Below are 17,244 nucleotides of genomic sequence, written 5' to 3' on the forward strand. Positions count from 1 at the left end.
TATTTATTCAAGACAGGCCGTGAGGCTCGTCAAGACAACAATGTTAAGTATAATGCATAAACCCTTTGTGCGCGCCCCATTTAATGGAATCTATAGGACCTTTTGTAGCTGTGTGTCGATTTCCTTGCCGATTTCGACAGCCGCCGCCTCGTCGATGACGAGAATATCCTCTTGCCCGAACCGCAGCATCGCATGAATGGCCTTCGCCTTACGTTTGCCGCCGGCAATACCGATAACGACTTCTGTGCGGATAATGTCTTCCAGGCGCAGCCCCATGGTCAGCATAGTGTGAACCACTTCGCCGTCCTCATTAAAGTAGTATCCGAAGGATTCGGCTACAGCACCCTCACCCTGAATCTCTGAGATTGTCCCGGAGTCCAGCTTGCGGCGGTGGGTCATTTCAATGGCATCACCTATTCCATGTACAATAATACGCGATCTGCGGATAATTTGTACAATCTCTCCAATGTTGGAGTCCTGCGCAAGCGACTGATAAGCGTCTCCGCTAAGCAGATCGGGCACATGCAGCAGACGGTAATTGGCGCCAATCCGTTTGGCCATGGTTGAAGCAATGGTGTTGGCCTGTATCTCCATACTCTCTCCCAGTCCTCCGCGCGCCGGAACAACCCAGGCGTTCTTATAGGAAAGGGATAGCGGCGGGGTCAGCTGATCGGCCATCTCGGCCAGGGTTGATCCGCCTGTGACGGCAACCGTGTCGTCACTGCGCAGTACGCTGAGCAGTGCCTTGGAGCCTGCGCGCCCCAGTTCACGCTTGGTGAACGGCGATGTCTCACAATCGCCAGGTACCACAATTACTTTGGTGAGACCGTACGTAGTACGAATTTTCTCTTCCAGATCATCCAGGCCGAATAGGCTCTTGGCGACCGGCTCCAGCAGGTCAAGCAGTCTGCGACCGGCATCGCTAATGCGCATACCGACGCTCTCGATCTCAATGAGCCCCTGCGATTTCAGAAGATCCGTCTCGGCGCGCAGTACCCGCTCGGTCATATCAAGCGAAGCGGCTAGCGTCCTGCGCCCAATAATATCGGACAGCATGATCTGATGTAGAATCGTATACCGTCTCTTAAGGGTTTCCATGAGATCAGGCAGAAGCTGCTTTTGGATTTCCAATAGATTACGCATGCTTTCACTCCTGCAACTTCGTCTTTCTCTTATCCCCTGTTCGTGGTCTCAAAATGTCCCGGGTTAACTTTTTAAGTCCCACCCATATTCTACCCAAAACTGACGTCGAGTGCAAGTGTTCCGAGACTATAATTCTCAGCCCGCTTTCATCTTATGCATGGGCTTGTCCGGCACGCAGCAGGCAGGAGGCACATCTCCGGCTCTCTTAATAGAGGGGGACAAAACAATTTTTGAGCAGCATGCTTAATACACATTGCTTTTATCTGAGATGTGTATTATAATAATTTCTGTTGCGCCCGTGGTCCAATGGATATGACGTAGGCCTCCGAAGCCTGAGATCCAAGTTCGATTCTTGGCGGGCGCGCCATTATTTTCAAGCTTGTACATAATTTAGTGCCGGATATATTATATTTAACCAATGAGCCGCTTGAGGGCTCTTTTTTTTGAAAGTAAGTTTGACTTTCTTTGACTTTTTGTTTGAATTTGTTTATCATGTGGTTAATACGGTAACAGTAAAAAATGAACACATTCGAAGCACCAATTTCAAGGAGGTTTTCCACGTGAGTTATATTCCTATGGTAGTAGAACAGAGCAACCGCGGTGAGCGCGCTTATGACATCTATTCCCGCCTGCTGAAGGACCGCATCATTTTCCTTGGAACGGAGGTTAATGACGTGGTAGCCAATTCCATCATCGCACAAATGCTCTTCCTGGCTGCCGAGGACCCGGATAAGGATATTCACCTGTATGTGAACAGCCCAGGCGGTTCCATCACAGCGGGTATGGCAATCTTCGATACAATGCAATACATTAAGCCGGATGTATCCACCATCTGTGTAGGTATGGCCGCTTCCATGGGAGCGTTCCTGCTGAACGCCGGTGCCAAGGGCAAGCGCTTTGCCCTGCCGAACAGTGAAATCATGATTCACCAGCCGCTAGGCGGTGCCCAGGGCCAGGCTTCGGATATCGAGATCCGTGCCCGCCGCATCATCAAGCTGCGTGAGAAGCTGAACCGCATCCTGTCCGAGCGTACAGGCCAGCCGCTGGAGAAGATCGAGAAGGATACTGACCGCGACTACTTCATGAGCGCTGCAGACGCTGCTGAATACGGTATCGTGGACAAGGTAATTGAGAAGACTCTGCCGACAGGCGTATAAGTAATCTATCCAAATGAATACACGAAGAGGCTGTAACAGACCGGTCCGGTCATGTTACAGCCTCTTTCTTCATGCCTACCTCAAGCCTCCGTACCCCAGGGCATCGAGCTTGCCTGCAATTACACGGTAGCCTCTGCCGTTCGGGTGAATATGGTCCAGGAACAGCAGCCCCCGCTCATGGCCGGCAAATTCATGATATATCGAAGCAAACCCTACGTTATTACTGCTGTAACCTGCGGCATAGCGGTTGAAATCCCGCACCCACTCTGTTGCCTCATCTATCTGCGGATATGGGTTATAGAGGCCGACCATCCGGAGGATGTAGGGGCTGCGGGAACCTGCCTTGAGCTGTGTCAGGCTACCCATGATGTCGCTGTAGTTACGCTTGCAGTCCCTAAGCGCTTGCTGCAGCAAGCCCTGGAATTCACCGGGCCGGGGCCCGGCTGCCCGGGCTGCTTTAATCAAGTCATTGCCGCCAATGGACAACGTAATGATCTGTGCATCCTTCACCGCCGCCCGGTAGGTATTGGAGCTCCTCAGCCGTTGCCTAAGCCCCCCGGTGGTCAGACCGTTGACACCAAGATTCGCCGGCACCACCGGCGTGTCCAGCCTCCCTTCCGCCATCCGCCGGTAGACGGGGACGAAGCCGTTCCCGGGCAGCGCCCCGAAGCCGGTTGTTAGTGAATCCCCGATCGCTGTATACGCATAGACCATAACCTTCCCCTCCCCGTTATAAGCTGCTTGCCTTCTATAGCTTATGACTATCCGGGTGAAGTGGTAACGGCAGGGCAAGCTGATTAGGCCCTGCACATGAAGAATGCCCCTGCATCTCCCGGAGAAGGTACAAGGGCATTCTAGGGTATTCTTATGAAGGTCTATTATTTCAGCGCTGTGAACGGACTGCTTCCGTCCGGCAGGAGTTCCTTGAAGCTGAAGTTGAATTCCGGGAAGCCTGCGGCATATACCGTGTAATCATACAGCTGGAAGAAGAGCACTACCTTGCCGTCTCTCAGATAGAAGTATTTCTCGGTGTTCAAGCCGGTGAATCCGCCGAGATAACCTCCGCTGAAGTTCTTGAATTCCTTGGTAATTTCGGCATTCATCTGCTTCTTGTAATTCGGATTCGCTCCGAACAGATCGCCCAGCAGCAGGCGCTTCCCGTCCTTGAGCGAGAAGGTGAACGCATTGCGGTAGGTCATACCATGTGCGCCCCCGGTATACTCATATTGATTCGTAATCAGACTGAGCACGCCATTCTGATTGTAAGTGACTACATATCCGCCATCGAATTCATAGGGCCGGTCATCTTTTGCCCGCTTAGTAATTTGATCCTCGGCATCGGCTGCGAACTTCAACACCGTCTGTTTGATCGCGTCATTGATAGCCTTCTCAGCTTCCGGGCTGGCCAGGCCGCTAACCTGCGGATAGTCCAGGCGGATCGGGGCATCCTTATGATCCTTCACATAGCTGGCGGTCTTAATCGTAACTGCATTCTGCGTTCTCTTCATCAAGTTCAGCCGTCCTGAGACCGCGCTCCAGTCGCTTTTATAGCCCAGGTAATCATTCAGCAGATCCATCGGAACGAACAGCTTGTTATTCCACTGCTTCGCTTCATAGTCTCCGATGTAATAGTTATTGACGCTGATCGTAATGCCATAGTCTGTAGTAGTTAGCTTCGTCTGGGCAGTGCCTGTTCCAATGGTATACGCCTTCTCTGCCTTGTCATAGGACAGCGGCATGCCAAGCGAATCACGCATGAAGGTTACCGGAACCCATACCTTTCCCTCTTTGAACAGCCCCGTTTGTGAAGTAATCTTACCGTTTACCTTCAGCACCACCTGAGAAGTGTCAGCCTTCGTCTGGGCAGCAGCAGCTGCAGCCTCCGTCGTCCCTGACGGGAAGATTCCTGTTCCCCCAAGGAGCAACCCTGCGGCAAGTATTCCTGCACCCCATCGGCGGGCGTTGTTTTTTGAAGTCGAGTTCTTAGTCATTATTGCTTCTCCTCTCATCCGGTTCTGTGTCTGGTCTAGTTGTGTTCCTCATTTCCACTCTTCCTATTATAGGGAGAATGGACGCCGGGGTTGTTACAATCCGCTTTACAGTTTCTTTAATTTTGAAGGTTCTATCTAAAGATATTGTTACCACTATATAAACAAATTGAGAGATTTCAATAATAATTCACCGCCAAGTGGAAACGATACAAGTGGAAACGGCTTAGCCGTCCTTTGAAAGGGCGGTACCGTTTCAGCGAGAAATAGAAGGATAATTTATAGCGTAAAGCATATAAATTCTTATATTTTAAAAAACGCCCGCCCTGCCAAATCAGCAGAGCAAGCGCCTCATGCGAAACGTTTATTTCAGTTCATACGTTACATTTAATTGGGTAGTGACTTTGACCTGACCGGGTTCAACAGAGCTGCCGGCATTGTTATCCATTGACGATTTCTGCATCATTGCTGCTTCAGCGTAGACAACCGGATGATTGCCGTCATCGCTCTGAATCACCGTAACCACCTGGCCCACTCCCCGTTTCGCCGCTTTGGCTATGGCTGCTGCTTTGACGTCTGCATTCTGCATAGCCTTCTCGATCACCTGTGCTTCGAAGGCAGAGGGATCTTCAATGGCAAACCGCACATTGCCGATGTTGTTCGCCCCGGCCGTAGAGGCTGCGTCCAAAAGTTGCCCAACCTTCGTCAGATCACGGTACGATACCTCCAGAGTGTGCTGGGCATTATAGCCTTTGACCTTCTGGCCGTCCTTCTCCGTGTAGGTGTAATTAGGCTGTACGTTGAACTGGCTGCTCTGGATGTCTTTGTCGGCTATACCCCAAGTGGTTTTGAACAATGCCGTCAGCTTGGAGATTTTCGCCGCTGTACCCTTCTGTGCCTCCTGTGCAGTATCCGCTGTAGTGCTCACCCCGATAGAGAGATAAGCGATATCCGGCTTAATCGACAGCTCACCTTTGCCCACCACGCTCACAATGTTCTTCTGCACCTCGTCAGCGTAAGCCTTTTCAGGTCCACTCAGCACTCCGCTCAACCCCATTCCTCCAATCATCAAGCTCCCTGCCAGCAATACTGCTCCAATCGATTTACCCCATCTTCTCATGCTTGCCATCCCCTTTCGATTCGTTTAAGTGTTAGTACCCTCTAGACGGGACAGCATGGTAAAAGTTGCATCAGCAATGTACAATATTTATTTTTATTCCGGTATGAAAAAAAGCCCCTAAGGGCTTTTGGTAAGACCATATTGCATTTATTGATTCTCGAGCTCTTCCTTGCTTACCAGACTGGTCAAAGCGGTTACAGCCTGTTCCGCGTCTGCACCGTCTGCGCTGATATGAATCTCCGTACCGGAACTGATCGCAAGGCTCATAATGCCCATGATACTCTTGGCGTTCACTTTTTTATCGTCTTTTTCCACGAAAATCTCCGACGAAAACTTATTAGCTTCTTGCACAAACAATGCTGCCGGCCGAGCATGGAGCCCCGTCTTCAACCGAACAACTACCGGGTGCTTTGTCATGAAACGCTTACCCCCTATTTGAGATCTGCCAAAAAATTTCACATTAATTTTATAATATTATATCATTATAACGCATACCGCACTAGAAAAAAAATAATCAGCCGCCGCGGACCTTGTCCGCCAGCTCATCAATTTTGCGCAAACGGTGGTTCACACCCGATTTACTGACCGTCCCGCCCAGCATATCCCCGACTTCCTTGAGGTTAATATCCGGGTGAGCCAGTCTGATCTCGGCAACCTCCCGCAGCTTATCCGGCAAACTTTCCAGACCCACCTCGCGCTGCAGCAGCTTGATGTTCTCAATCTGGCGTACCGCCGCACTGATCGTCTTGTTCAGATTGGCCGTTTCGCAGTTCACAATCCGGTTGACCGAGTTACGCATATCACGCATGATCCGCACATCCTCGAACTTGAACAGCGCCTGATGAGCGCCGATCAGACTGAGGAACTCGATAATCTTCTCGCCTTCCTTGATGTATAGGATGAAGCCTTTTTTGCGTTCTATGCAGCGGGCGTTCAGGTGAAATTCACCAGCCAGCTCAACGAGCGCCTTGCAGTGCTCCTCATACATGGAAGCGATTTCCAAGTGGTACGAAGAGCCCTCCGGATTATTGACCGAACCGCCTGCCATGAAGGCCCCGCGCAGATAGGCGCGCTTGCAGCAATTCTTGCCGACAATCTCCTCATCAATCCCATCCGTGAAAATAAAGCCCTCAGAGACAATCCGCAGATCCTTCAGGATCTCCTGGACCTGGTTCGGGATTCTTACAATATAGACGTTATTCTTCTTCAAACGCATTTTTTTACGCACGAGCAGCTCGATATGGACCTGGTAATATTTCTTAAGCAAAGAATATACCCGCCTTGCAATCGCGGCGTTCTCCGTCGAAATGTCGAGAACCACCTTTTTGCTCGAAAGCTGCACCGAACCGTTCATTCGGATCAGCGCTGACATTTCCGCTTTCTCGCAGCAGGGCGGACTCTCGACCATCGTCAGCTCTTTTTTGGTAAGGGCCGCAAAAGACAAGGGGCTCACCTCTTTCATTTAACTCTTTCTGTCAATCCAATCCTTCACCAGCTGGAAAATATGGTGACTGAGCTTATCTGTATCATGCCGCAAATAGGTTTTAAATAATACCAGCTTGTCGGCAATCACCTTATACCCGTTACCGTCTACAGCCTCACGGTCAAGCTGTACCGGACGGGCGCCCTTCTCGGCGTATTTGATCTGCACCTGCTCCGGGATCTCCCCGTCATTCACGATCACATAATCGAACAGATGCAGCCCGATATGGTCATATACGGCCTGTAGATGGTCATTCACCGTGTAATTATCTGTCTCACCCGGCTGAGTCATTACATTGCATACAAAAATCTTAATGGCCTCTGATGCCACCACGGCTTCCGCCAGTTTAGGTACCAGCAGATTCGGCAAAATGCTGGTATACAGACTGCCCGGACCAAGCAGAATAGCATCTGCGTTGCGGATAGCCTCCAGCGCCTCCGGCAGCGGCTCCACATCCACAGGCTCCAGGAACACGCGCTTAATAACGCCGCCTGCCTCCGGGATTTTGGATTCGCCGGTAATCAGCGTCCCGTCCGCCATCTCGGCATGCAGGATTACTGCTTCTCCGGCTGCAGGCAGCACCCGGCCGCGAACGGCGAACAGACGGCTCAGCTCCCGGACTGCTGTAACGAAGTCCCCCGAGATATCGGTAAGTGCAGCCAGAATCAGATTGCCTAGGCTGTGTCCGGCTAAACCTTCTCCGCTGCTGAAGCGGTACTTCATAATCTGCGCCATCAGAGGCTCAACGTCAGCCATAGCTGTAAGTACGTTGCGGATATCTCCTGGCGGCGGCATCTGCAGCTCACTGCGCAGAATCCCGGAGCTTCCCCCGTCATCTGCGACAGTTACGATCGCCGTGATATCCAGCGGCTTCTCTTTCAACCCCCGGAGCATCACGGAGAGTCCGGTCCCGCCGCCCATCACGACGATCTTCGGACGCTGTCCTTGTTCTTCAGCCACTATTCATCCCTTCTCTCATCAATGCCGGTCGCGTTCGGAATCCCGATGGCTGACTGCTACCGTTTCCGTCTCGCTAACCCCCAGCATTTTGCCCAGGTATTCGGCGATGGCTACCGAACGGTGCTTGCCGCCGGTACAACCGATGCCGATAATAATCTGGGATTTGCCTTCCTTGCGGTATTGCGGAATAAGGAATTGAAGCATATCCAGCAGCTTGGTCAGGAATTCTTGCGTTTCAGGCCATTTCATTACGTAGTCGTACACCTCGTTGTCTTGGCCTGTCTTGGGCCGCAGCTGGTCCACATAATGCGGATTAGGCAAGAAGCGGACGTCGAACACCAAGTCAGCATCGATCGGAATCCCATACTTGAATCCAAAAGAAGTAATGTTAACCGAGAGGGTGCTTTTCCCGAGGTGGGAGAAGCGTGACACTATTTTTTCTTTGAGCTGCACTGGCTTCATGCTGCTGGTATCCAGACACAGGGTAGCCGAATTCTTCAGCTCCTCCAGCATCTGGCGCTCCATGCGGATGCCGTCCAGCGGCATGCCCTTGGGAGCAAGCGGATGATGCCTCCGGCTCTCCTTGTAACGCTGTACAAGCACCGAGTCTGTGGCATCCAGGAAAAGGATCTCACACCCGATCGTTGACTCGTCCTTGATATAGGCCAAGGACTCCGACAGGGCGGTGAAGAATTCACGCCCCCTGAGGTCGATGACCAGCGCCACCTTTGCGATTTTACCCTTGGACTGTTCAATCAGCTCTGCGAATTTCGGGATTAGCACAGGCGGAAGATTATCGACGCAGAAGAATCCCAGATCCTCCAGGCTCTGCACGGCAATCGTCTTGCCCGCACCCGACATGCCTGTAATGATAATCAGGGTGGCATGGGCGGGCAGGGTTTGCTCGAGGTCGGTCATTACAGCATCCCTCCCTATGTTTAGTATATGAATAATTCCGGTCTTTTAAGAACGCAGGAGCAGACCTGCCGCACCAATAATACCGGCGTCATTGCCAAGTGCTGCAGGTACAATCGTAACACCGGTCTGCAGTGGGGCAGGTGCCAGCTTAGCGAACACCCGGCGGACTTCATCGAACAGGATGTCGCCTGCCTTGGAGACCCCGCCCCCGACGATGAATACTTCAGGGTTCAGCACCGCAGCAACGGAAGCCATCGATTTGCCCAGATAGAAGGCTGCCCGGTTCACAATCCGCAGCGCAACCTCATCGCCTGTCTTGGCGGCATCGAATACTTCCTTCGCAGCGATTTTTTCAACGGTGGACAAGGAGGTCCGATCTCCACGTGCTACAGCATCGTTCGCCATACGGATAATGCCTGTCGCTGAGGAAACGGTTTCCAAACAGCCCATGTTCCCGCAGCCGCACTGGATCGCTTCCAGATCAGGCACTACGGAGATATGTCCCAGCTCACCGGCCAGGCCGGCAAAGCCCTGATACACTTTACCATTAATAATAATACCGCCGCCGACACCCGTACCGAGCGTATAGCAGACACAGTTCTCAATACCGCGGCCTGCCCCGCTCCAGGCTTCACCCAGTGCTGCCACGTTGGCATCATTGTCTATTTTGACTGGCTTGTTCAGACGACCCTCCAGAATGGAGCGGATCGGCACATCTCTAAATCCTATGTTAGGCGCAAGGATGATGATTCCTTCACGAATATTCGTAAATCCGGCCAGTCCCGCACCTACACCAGCCAGTTGGTCCCAGGAATACGGAGAGTCCTCCACAATCTGGCGTACATACTTCTCGATATTATCGATGACAGCATCGACGCCATCCGCAGTCCCTGTCGGACCTTCGTAAGTGTGCAGCAGGCTTCCCTCGGCATTACAGATTCCAACCTTAATCGTGGTACCACCTAAATCCACGCCAACGTAGATATGTTCAGACATGTAACAAGCCACCTTTTTCTATGCTAAAATAGTTAATCCTACGTACCCACTATAATAGAAGGCTCCCCTGCGGTCAAGGAAAGGCGATACACCCGGGTCACGGCGTAGCAAAAAGACTCTCAGGCGCCGCTGCTCGCGTGAAAGTCCAAATGTTTCTTCTATAATAAATATGCTATTCCGACAAAATTCGCTTCTGGCCCTCAAGGGCACGGATCGGTGCGATATTCTGGGTGAATTCCAGCGTCCCCATATAACGGCCGTCTGCATCCCGCACGGCGAAATAACGGATATAGATGAATTTATCCTTAATGTTAATCCAGAAATCCTCGGCATCCTTCACTCCAGCCTTGAAGTCCGCCAGCAGCTTCTCAACAACATGCACGCTTTGCGGCGGATGGCAGTTCTGCACGGTGCGGCCGATGACAGCCTTCGTCCGGGCGAAGATCCGTTCCTTGCCATGCGAGAAATAGCGGACGACATCGTTCTCATCGATAAAGGTGAGATCCACCGGCAGATGATTCATCAGCGTCTCCAGCTGGTGGAGCGACAGTAGTCCGGTCTCGAACCGGATGAAGCCCTGCGGAGACAGGCCTTCCCCTTCTCCCGCCGGAACATCGGCGCCCTCTGGCTCCGCTGCACGTTCCGGTATCCATTCCCGTTCAGGCGCAGTCAGGCAGAAGCCGATTTCATCGCTTTCACGGGCAATTTTGACCCACTCATCCTCAGTCAGCTTATCCAGCGCCATCGGGAGCAGAATATTCTCTTCCTTGAAGATCATCTCATTGACTTCCTTAATAATCTCTTCAAGTGCGGCTATAATTTGCCCGCTGTCCCCGTTATAGGCGCTAAGCGCCTTCTTGGCTTCCTTGATCATATTGCGGATTCCGTCATCGACTCCCCACATTACCTTCGTAGGACCGTAAATGCCGTACTTCTCCAGGTAAGGGAACAGGAGATTCTCCTTGCGGCTGTAATGCTTGTCGAGATCGAGCAGCAGACTCAGGTCCTCCAGCAGCTTGAAAATAATCTCATCGCTGGCGTTTTTCTTGAACTTATCCGCATGCAGCTCCAGCCGGAAGTTGACCAGACGCTCGATCTCGCGGTTCTCCAGCTTGAACGTATGCACGGGATGACCGGGCTGCTCCTCAGGCTTAGAAGAACGGTGAATCTGTTCAATTGAGCCTTTGAAAATGGCCGTATGCACGGAGCAGAGGCGCTGTACTTCCTCTACCGGAATGCCTTCCTCGGTCATCAGGGAGTGCTCCATGGCGGAGATTTCCTCCACCGTAACATCGCCTACCGCCTCTTCAAAACGCGCCTTAACCTCCTCCACGCTTTTGCCTGCATGCAGCTCCTTGATGATCTCTCTCAGCATAGCCTGGCGGCGCGTCTGTTCCGGAATATCGACCTCGCGGTTATTAATCAGTTCGCTCATCGTAATCTCCCCTTCTATTCTATAATCTCGAAACCATGCCGCTGAAAGGCCAGCCGAACGGTTTCCAGCTCTATTTTCTTTAATTTCATTCCTTTGGACAGGGTCATGAATCGTCCTGCAGTCTGCAGCATTCCAGGCTTCGCAATATCACGAAAACCCAGCTCCACCATGATCTCAACAATTTCCGGGTGCCTGGTTACCAGCTCAAAGACCGATTCATCCAGCTTCAACGCTATGCTCATCCTTTTGCACACCTCACTAATGAGAATTCTTCTCAACTTCAGCTTAGCATAGGGTACAGGGGTGGATTGTGATTGTAATCACTAACTACAAAAAGACTATCCCCGCAAGCCACTCAGCTTGGGGGATAGCCTAAGAATGTTATGATTCCGCTGTATTAGCAGCTAAGTTACAGTAATTTGCTCCACCCTATGGAAATTACGGATATCATGCGAAATCCGCATGCTGCAGAATTTAGGGCCGCACATCGAGCAGAAATGCGCTTGCTTGGCCCCCTCCGAAGGAAGGGTCTCATCATGATACGCGAGCGCCCTTTCCGGGTCGAGGGAGAGATGGAACTGGTCGCGCCAGCGGAACTCGAACCGCGCCTTGGACAGGGCATTGTCCCGGTCCTGCGCTCCCGGATGCCCCTTGGCGAGGTCTGCGGCATGTGCAGCAATTTTATAGGTAATGACTCCTTCGCGCACATCATTCTTGTCAGGCAGGCCTAAATGCTCCTTAGGAGTGACATAGCACAGCATCGCCGTTCCGAGCCCCCCGATCATCGCTGCTCCGATGGCCGATGTGATGTGATCATAGCCGGGTGCAATATCCGTAGTCAGCGGCCCAAGCGTATAGAAAGGAGCTTCCCGGCAAATCTCAAGCTGCTTGTCCATATTCTCCTTAATCTTGTGCAGCGGCACATGCCCCGGACCTTCGACCATGACCTGAACATCGTGCTTCCAGGCTAGCAGCGTCAGCTCTCCCAGCGTCTCCAGCTCGGCGAACTGAGCTTCGTCATTGGCATCGGCGATAGAGCCGGGACGCAGGCCATCCCCCAGAGAGAAGGCCACATCATACGTCTTCATAATCTCACATATATCTTCGAAGTGTGTGTACAGAAAGTTCTCCTGCTGATGGGCCAGGCACCAGGCGGCCATAATCGAACCGCCCCGGGATACGATGCCGGTCATTCTCCGGGCAGTAAGCGGAATATAGCGCCGCAGCACCCCTGCATGAATAGTGAAGTAATCCACCCCCTGCTCCGCCTGTTCAATCAGGGTGTCACGGTAGAGCTCCCAGGTTAAGTTCTCGGCTATGCCGTTCACCTTCTCCAGCGCCTGGTATAAGGGCACTGTACCGACCGGCACAGGAGAATTGCGGATAATCCACTCCCGGGTAGTATGGATCTTGGAGCCGGTGGAGAGATCCATAATGGTGTCAGCCCCCCAGCGGGTTGCCCAGCGCATCTTCTCCACTTCCTCTTCTATAGAAGAAGTGACCGCAGAATTTCCGATGTTCGCATTGATCTTCACCAGGAAGCTACGGCCGATAATCATCGGCTCACTCTCCGGGTGATTGATATTGGCCGGAATAATAGCACGGCCCGCAGCCACTTCATCCCTTACGAACTCCGGCCGGATATTCTCCCGGATCGCAATATACTCCATTTCCGGCGTGATGATCCCTTGCCTTGCATAATGCAGCTGGGTCACATTACAGCCTGTATAGGCCCGCCGGGGATTCCTGCTCAGTCCTGGACAAGCTTCAGCGGCAGTCCCGTCTCTGCGGATTCCATTATCCTCCGGCCGGACCGCCCTTCCGGTGTATTCCTCCGAATCACCGCGCTCCGCGATCCAGCTTGAACGGTGCGGCGGCAGCCCCCTCCTAATATCTGTCTCCTCTGCGGCATCCGTGTAAATACCGCTTGTGTCATAGACACGCAGCGGAGCATTCTCCTCTTCCCCGGCAACGCCTTCGGTTCTGCTAAGGCTGATCTCCCGCATCGGAACCCGGATATCCGGGCGTGAGCCCTCCACATACACTTTACGGCTTGCGGGGAATCCGGACAGATCCACCTCTTCGTTCTTACCCGTTCCTGTCATTTCAATCTCCTCCTCTTCGTTCTGTACAATCATCAGATAAGAGGTTACGCAGCAGATTGAGCTGAAGAATCTATAGATTCTTACAAATCAAAAAGCCGCTCCACCTGGAGCGGCTTTATTAAAGGAACAGCCAAATAAGACTGTATTCAAAAAAGGTCCGACTCCACTTTCCTACGCTGGTATAATCCAGATCAGGTTCAAGGGTCCGGAAATTCAATTTTCCCGTCTCAGCCTATTCAGGCTCCCCTAGTGGGTATCTTATCTAATTAAATACATTTTACCTGTGCGGGTAATTCTTGTAAACCCGTTATTTGTCCAGCGATTCGCTCCAGTCGTGCACCATCGTGCCTTCCAGGAACTTCTCGGCATCCATGGCGGCCATACAGCCGGTTCCCGCTGCCGATATCGCTTGACGGTAACGGGTATCCTGCACATCACCGCAGGCGAATACACCAGGGATATTGGTCTCGGTGGTACCCGGGTTCACCACGATATAGCCGTTAGCATCCGTATTGATCTGCCCGCCCAAGAAGGCTGTGTTCGGCGTGTGTCCAATGGCTACGAACACACCGTCTGCCTCTACCAGCTCTGTCTGACCTGTCTCATTATTAAGCACTGTAAGGCCCTTCACTCCGGTCTCTCCTACTGTTACCTCAACAGGTGTGCGGTTCAAGGCCCAGGCTACCTTGCTGTTGTCACGGGCCCTGTCCTGCATGATCTTCGAGGCACGCAGCTCAGGACGGCGGTGAACCAGCGTTACGCTGGACGCAAAGCGGGTCAGGAAGCTGGCTTCCTCCATGGCGGAGTCTCCGCCGCCGACGACGACAATCTTTTTATTACGGAAAAAGAAGCCGTCACAGGTCGCACAGGTGCTGACCCCGCGTCCCACATTCTCCTGCTCGCCCGGGATGCCCAGATATCTTGCAGAAGCCCCGGTTGAAATAATAACGGACTCTGCTTCCAGTACACCCATCCCGTCCACGGTTACCTTGAACGGGCGCTGTGAGAAGTCCACCGACTCCACCCAGCCGTTCTTGAATTCAGCGCCAAAGCGTTCCGCCTGCTTGCGCATATTGTCCATCAGGTCAGGACCCAGAATCCCTTCAGGGAAGCCTGGAAAGTTCTCCACTTCTGTCGTCGTTGTCAGTTGTCCCCCAGGCTGCAAGCCTTCAATTACCAGCGGGCTCAGATTCGCACGCGCCAGATAAATCGCGGCAGTCAGCCCTGCCGGGCCTGTTCCGATTACAATCGTTTTGTACATTACATTGGCCTCCTTACAAGTAGGTGTGTGTCTTAGAACAAAAGTAGCTTCAAATACGGGTAGTGGACGGCGAGAAGCCGCCGGTTCCGGGCAGTATCCCCTTGGGTCCGGGAGCAGCCGCAGGCTCCTGCTCTTCGCCGGGCGAACCGCCGGCTTCATTCAGGTTCTCCCCGATCAGCCGCTGAAGGCTGAATAACGCCGCCTCCTGCAGTCGGTCCTCCTGCAGCGGCTCCTGCTCCAGAACCCCGCGCAGCACCTCGGACATCTCTTCGTCCTCAATCCAGCGGAGCGCCTCGGTCACCTGAAGCTTCGTAGCGGAATCGCCGTAGCGCAGTGCCCAGAAGAACGAGGCCCGCAGCAGCGGATTATTCCGCACTTCTTCAGTGAACCTGCCCGTATTCCCCTTCCACTGCTTCAGCTGCTCCTGGAAGGGCAGCTGATAATTATAGCTGACAGAAGGCATAGGGTGTCCTTCTGCCCGGGCCTGCTGGAGCTGGGACAGGAAGAACGCCGGGACAGCGGAAGCAGGGTCCAGCTTGGCTGCCTGTCTCCAGCAGCGCAGCGCCTCATCATGTCTTCCGCTATTGCATGCCGCTGCCGCGCAGTAATGATACAGGCCGGCGTCTGCGGCGACCTCCTCGTCCTTCAGCAGACGGCGGAAATGGCTGTAAGCAGCGGTATGCCGGCCCAGGATACCCATAGTTGTAGCCATTTTGAATACATGCTCCTGATGGAACGGCACCGTTGCTTCAAGCGTCCCCAGCAGCGTCTCAAGCTGCTCCTTGTCCCCTGCATACTGCAGGAAGATGGCCATATTGCACAGAGCATGCAGATTGCCGGGGTCCTGCTTCAATACCTCGTTGAGACATTCCTTCGCCTTGGCGAACCGGCCCATATAGAAATGGGCGAGTGCCAAATTATTGTGCGCAGCCAAAAAATCCGGGGTGCCCGCAGTGATCTCCTCCAGCAGCTCTACAGCCTGAGGAAACTTGCCCTCCTCCAGCAGACTGCGCGCCCGGTCATGCTCTACGACTCCCTCACGGCTGCGGATACGCACCAGCGGAGCAGGCCGGTTCAGCTCATATTGCAGCAGCTCCATCAGTTCTTCGGATTCGGTCATGAACTCGCCGTTAGCATCCTCTTCCAAGTAAGTGACCAGCGAACGCTCCGCCTCTTCAAAGCTTTCCATATTAGCGAAGTTATTAGCCATGTAGAAATGGCATTCCGTCATAGCGGGGTCGATCTTCTCCAGAACATGGATAAGAATCTCGTTAGATGCGGTATAATTGCCCATCTCAGATAATATACCCGCCATATTGCAATGATTCACCGGATTGTCCGGCTCATATTCAACAGCTTTGCGAAAATTTCTTAATGCCTTATCATATTGAAAGCGGTCCAGCGACCGAACGGCTCTTTCAAAGAAAAAATTGGCATCCAGAGTGACCGGAATGACATTACTGTTCTCCGCGACATTCTCTGAAGTTCTCTCAATCATGGAAGCAAGGCACCTCCCTTTTGTCAGCTTCCCTAGCCTTACACCTTACCTGATCGTTTCCATTTATGGTCTCGGCTGTCTTCTTCACACAGTATACCACATGTGGCAACGAGATTCTCAATCTCAAGAGAGTGCTGACGGGAGGAAAAAGCTTGGAATAATGCAGCCTTAGGGCCTGCTCACATCTCATTCACAAAAAAAGACGCGGGAGTTAAATCCCCGCGTCTCTGAACAGCTTATCTATGGAACCGCCCTCGATGATAATGCGCGTGGCCTCAGCCAGCATGGGGGCTACCGAGAGCACTGCGAATCTGCTGGAATGCTTGTCCGGCAGGGCAATGGAATCGGTAATGACAATCTCGTCAATATTGGGATGGTCCATCCGCGCAAGCGCATCTCCGGAGAACAGTCCGTGTGTAGCACAGACGATGCTGTTCCGCGCACCCCGCTCCTTCAGGCCCTCCACCACATTGACGATAGTCGTTCCGGTATCAATAAGATCCTCGATAATGATCGGCGTCCTGCCCTCCACATCGCCAATGACATGGGTGATCACCGATTCATTATGAGCCGGACGCTTCTTGATCATGATGGCGAACGGCGAATCCAGCCGGCTGGCCAGCTTCTCCGCCATGGATGCGCGTCCCGCATCCGGGGAGACCACGACCAGATCGGTAAGCCCCTTCACCTTCAGATACCCGCTGATCAGATCAAGCGCTGTCAGATGATCGACCGGAATATTGAAGAATCCCTGTATGGCTGCGGCATGCAGGTCAATGGTAATTACGCGCGTTGCACCGGCGGTGGTCAGCACATCGGCGACCATTTTGGCCGAGATCGGTTCACGCGGTGCCGATTTACGCTCCTGCCGGGCGTACCCGTAATAGGGAACAATAATGTTCACCGTTCTGGCCGACGCGCGCTTGGCGGCATCAATCATGACCAGCAGCTCTACAAACAGCTCGTTAATCGGATGAGCCAGGGATTGCACCAAAAATACGTCGCAGTTCCGGATGCTCTCTTCATAATGCACATAAATCTCGCCGCTTTTGAAACGGGTCAGCTTGATCTGGCCAAGCGGCGCACCAAGGCGCTCCGCAATATCAGCGGCAAGCTTCGGATTCGACGAACCGGAAAAAATCCGTAATTGATGATGCATAGTACCCTCCTGGGATTATAA

Annotated in this window: 16 protein-coding genes, 1 tRNA gene and 1 riboswitch; of the genes, 2 read left to right on the plus strand and 15 right to left on the minus strand. The window is 52.8% G+C overall.

All coding sequences use genetic code 11. The features are described from left to right. Nucleotides 1–90: 90 nt before the first annotated feature. A complete protein-coding gene (locus tag NSU18_RS18820; protein WP_341015305.1) occupies nt 91–1,143 on the minus strand; it encodes a sugar-binding transcriptional regulator in 1,053 nt (350 codons plus the stop codon). A 292-nt stretch (nt 1,144–1,435) separates the two neighbouring features. Here NSU18_RS18820 and NSU18_RS18825 point away from each other — a divergent pair. Both NSU18_RS18825 and clpP read left to right on the plus strand, forming a co-directional pair. Next, a tRNA-Arg gene (locus tag NSU18_RS18825) sits at nt 1,436–1,510 on the plus strand. Between the two features lie 193 nt (nt 1,511–1,703). Next, entirely contained in the window at nt 1,704–2,300 is a 597-nt protein-coding gene (gene clpP, locus NSU18_RS18830) for an ATP-dependent Clp endopeptidase proteolytic subunit ClpP (RefSeq protein ID WP_036690083.1), read from the plus strand. Nucleotides 2,301–2,375: 75 nt separating this feature from the next. Here clpP and NSU18_RS18835 read toward each other — a convergent pair whose 3' ends face one another. From NSU18_RS18835 to NSU18_RS18900, 14 genes are all read right to left on the minus strand, one after another. Next, nucleotides 2,376–3,014: a GDSL-type esterase/lipase family protein gene (locus NSU18_RS18835; RefSeq protein ID WP_341149792.1), complete on the minus strand. Its 639-nt coding sequence runs from the start codon at nt 3,012–3,014 to the stop codon at nt 2,376–2,378. 164 nt (nt 3,015–3,178) lie between these two features. Continuing rightward, complete coding sequence (locus NSU18_RS18840) at nt 3,179–4,291, minus strand: PdaC/SigV domain-containing protein (RefSeq protein ID WP_341149793.1); 1,113 nt, start codon at nt 4,289–4,291, stop codon at nt 3,179–3,181. 361 nt (nt 4,292–4,652) lie between these two features. Beyond that, the gene (locus tag NSU18_RS18845) at nt 4,653–5,408 is read right to left on the minus strand and encodes an SIMPL domain-containing protein (RefSeq protein ID WP_341149794.1); all 756 of its coding nucleotides are present in this window, start codon (nt 5,406–5,408) and stop codon (nt 4,653–4,655) included. A gap of 147 nt (nt 5,409–5,555) precedes the next feature. Further along, complete coding sequence (locus NSU18_RS18850; protein ID WP_036690075.1) at nt 5,556–5,825, minus strand: HPr family phosphocarrier protein; 270 nt, start codon at nt 5,823–5,825, stop codon at nt 5,556–5,558. 97 nt (nt 5,826–5,922) lie between these two features. Next, complete coding sequence (gene whiA, locus NSU18_RS18855; RefSeq protein ID WP_036690073.1) at nt 5,923–6,852, minus strand: DNA-binding protein WhiA; 930 nt, start codon at nt 6,850–6,852, stop codon at nt 5,923–5,925. Nucleotides 6,853–6,870: 18 nt separating this feature from the next. Continuing rightward, nucleotides 6,871–7,812, minus strand: a complete 942-nt coding sequence (locus NSU18_RS18860; protein WP_200869550.1) for a gluconeogenesis factor YvcK family protein — start codon at nt 7,810–7,812, stop codon at nt 6,871–6,873. A 57-nt stretch (nt 7,813–7,869) separates the two neighbouring features. Then, nucleotides 7,870–8,769, minus strand: coding sequence for an RNase adapter RapZ (rapZ, locus tag NSU18_RS18865; RefSeq protein WP_341015311.1), 900 nt, complete (start codon nt 8,767–8,769; stop codon nt 7,870–7,872). Between the two features lie 45 nt (nt 8,770–8,814). Further along, nucleotides 8,815–9,765 carry an ROK family glucokinase gene (locus NSU18_RS18870; protein WP_341015313.1) on the minus strand — a complete coding sequence of 317 codons (951 nt, stop codon included), beginning with the start codon at nt 9,763–9,765 and terminating at the stop codon, nt 8,815–8,817. A 172-nt stretch (nt 9,766–9,937) separates the two neighbouring features. Further along, a complete protein-coding gene (locus tag NSU18_RS18875) occupies nt 9,938–11,200 on the minus strand; it encodes a DUF438 domain-containing protein (RefSeq protein WP_341149795.1) in 1,263 nt (420 codons plus the stop codon). A gap of 14 nt (nt 11,201–11,214) precedes the next feature. Further along, nucleotides 11,215–11,442 (minus strand): DUF1858 domain-containing protein, encoded by a 228-nt coding sequence (locus tag NSU18_RS18880; RefSeq protein ID WP_341149796.1) that lies wholly within the window; start codon nt 11,440–11,442, stop codon nt 11,215–11,217. Nucleotides 11,443–11,604: 162 nt separating this feature from the next. After that, nucleotides 11,605–13,305 (minus strand): phosphomethylpyrimidine synthase ThiC, encoded by a 1,701-nt coding sequence (gene thiC / locus NSU18_RS18885; RefSeq protein ID WP_341149797.1) that lies wholly within the window; start codon nt 13,303–13,305, stop codon nt 11,605–11,607. 151 nt (nt 13,306–13,456) lie between these two features. Then, nucleotides 13,457–13,563, minus strand: a riboswitch (TPP riboswitch). 49 nt (nt 13,564–13,612) lie between these two features. Further along, on the minus strand, nt 13,613–14,566 hold the full coding sequence (trxB, locus tag NSU18_RS18890) for a thioredoxin-disulfide reductase (protein WP_341015318.1): 954 nt from the start codon (nt 14,564–14,566) through the stop codon (nt 13,613–13,615). A 49-nt stretch (nt 14,567–14,615) separates the two neighbouring features. Beyond that, nucleotides 14,616–16,064, minus strand: coding sequence for a tetratricopeptide repeat protein (locus NSU18_RS18895; protein ID WP_341015320.1), 1,449 nt, complete (start codon nt 16,062–16,064; stop codon nt 14,616–14,618). A 211-nt stretch (nt 16,065–16,275) separates the two neighbouring features. Then, nucleotides 16,276–17,223, minus strand: a complete 948-nt coding sequence (locus NSU18_RS18900) for a ribose-phosphate diphosphokinase (protein ID WP_341149798.1) — start codon at nt 17,221–17,223, stop codon at nt 16,276–16,278. Nucleotides 17,224–17,244 lie beyond the last annotated feature (21 nt).

Source organism: Paenibacillus sp. FSL H8-0048 (assembly GCF_038002825.1).
Lineage (GTDB): Bacteria > Bacillota > Bacilli > Paenibacillales > Paenibacillaceae > Paenibacillus_AQ.

What these genes read in the sequence shown, in the direction of transcription:
- NSU18_RS18820 (WP_341015305.1), bottom strand. Translation starts at nt 1,143, where the DNA reads ATGCGTAATCTATTGGAAATCCAAAAGCAGCTTCTGCCTGATCTCATG.
- NSU18_RS18835 (WP_341149792.1), bottom strand. Translation starts at nt 3,014, where the DNA reads ATGGTCTATGCGTATACAGCGATCGGGGATTCACTAACAACCGGCTTC.
- NSU18_RS18840 (WP_341149793.1), bottom strand. Translation starts at nt 4,291, where the DNA reads ATGACTAAGAACTCGACTTCAAAAAACAACGCCCGCCGATGGGGTGCA.
- NSU18_RS18845 (WP_341149794.1), bottom strand. Translation starts at nt 5,408, where the DNA reads ATGAGAAGATGGGGTAAATCGATTGGAGCAGTATTGCTGGCAGGGAGC.
- NSU18_RS18850 (WP_036690075.1), bottom strand. Translation starts at nt 5,825, where the DNA reads ATGACAAAGCACCCGGTAGTTGTTCGGTTGAAGACGGGGCTCCATGCT.
- NSU18_RS18860 (WP_200869550.1), bottom strand. Translation starts at nt 7,812, where the DNA reads ATGGGCGGCGGGACCGGACTCTCCGTGATGCTCCGGGGGTTGAAAGAG.
- rapZ (WP_341015311.1), bottom strand. Translation starts at nt 8,769, where the DNA reads ATGACCGACCTCGAGCAAACCCTGCCCGCCCATGCCACCCTGATTATC.
- NSU18_RS18870 (WP_341015313.1), bottom strand. Translation starts at nt 9,765, where the DNA reads ATGTCTGAACATATCTACGTTGGCGTGGATTTAGGTGGTACCACGATT.
- NSU18_RS18875 (WP_341149795.1), bottom strand. Translation starts at nt 11,200, where the DNA reads ATGAGCGAACTGATTAATAACCGCGAGGTCGATATTCCGGAACAGACG.
- NSU18_RS18880 (WP_341149796.1), bottom strand. Translation starts at nt 11,442, where the DNA reads ATGAGCATAGCGTTGAAGCTGGATGAATCGGTCTTTGAGCTGGTAACC.
- thiC (WP_341149797.1), bottom strand. Translation starts at nt 13,305, where the DNA reads ATGACAGGAACGGGTAAGAACGAAGAGGTGGATCTGTCCGGATTCCCC.
- trxB (WP_341015318.1), bottom strand. Translation starts at nt 14,566, where the DNA reads ATGTACAAAACGATTGTAATCGGAACAGGCCCGGCAGGGCTGACTGCC.
- NSU18_RS18895 (WP_341015320.1), bottom strand. Translation starts at nt 16,064, where the DNA reads ATGATTGAGAGAACTTCAGAGAATGTCGCGGAGAACAGTAATGTCATT.
- NSU18_RS18900 (WP_341149798.1), bottom strand. Translation starts at nt 17,223, where the DNA reads ATGCATCATCAATTACGGATTTTTTCCGGTTCGTCGAATCCGAAGCTT.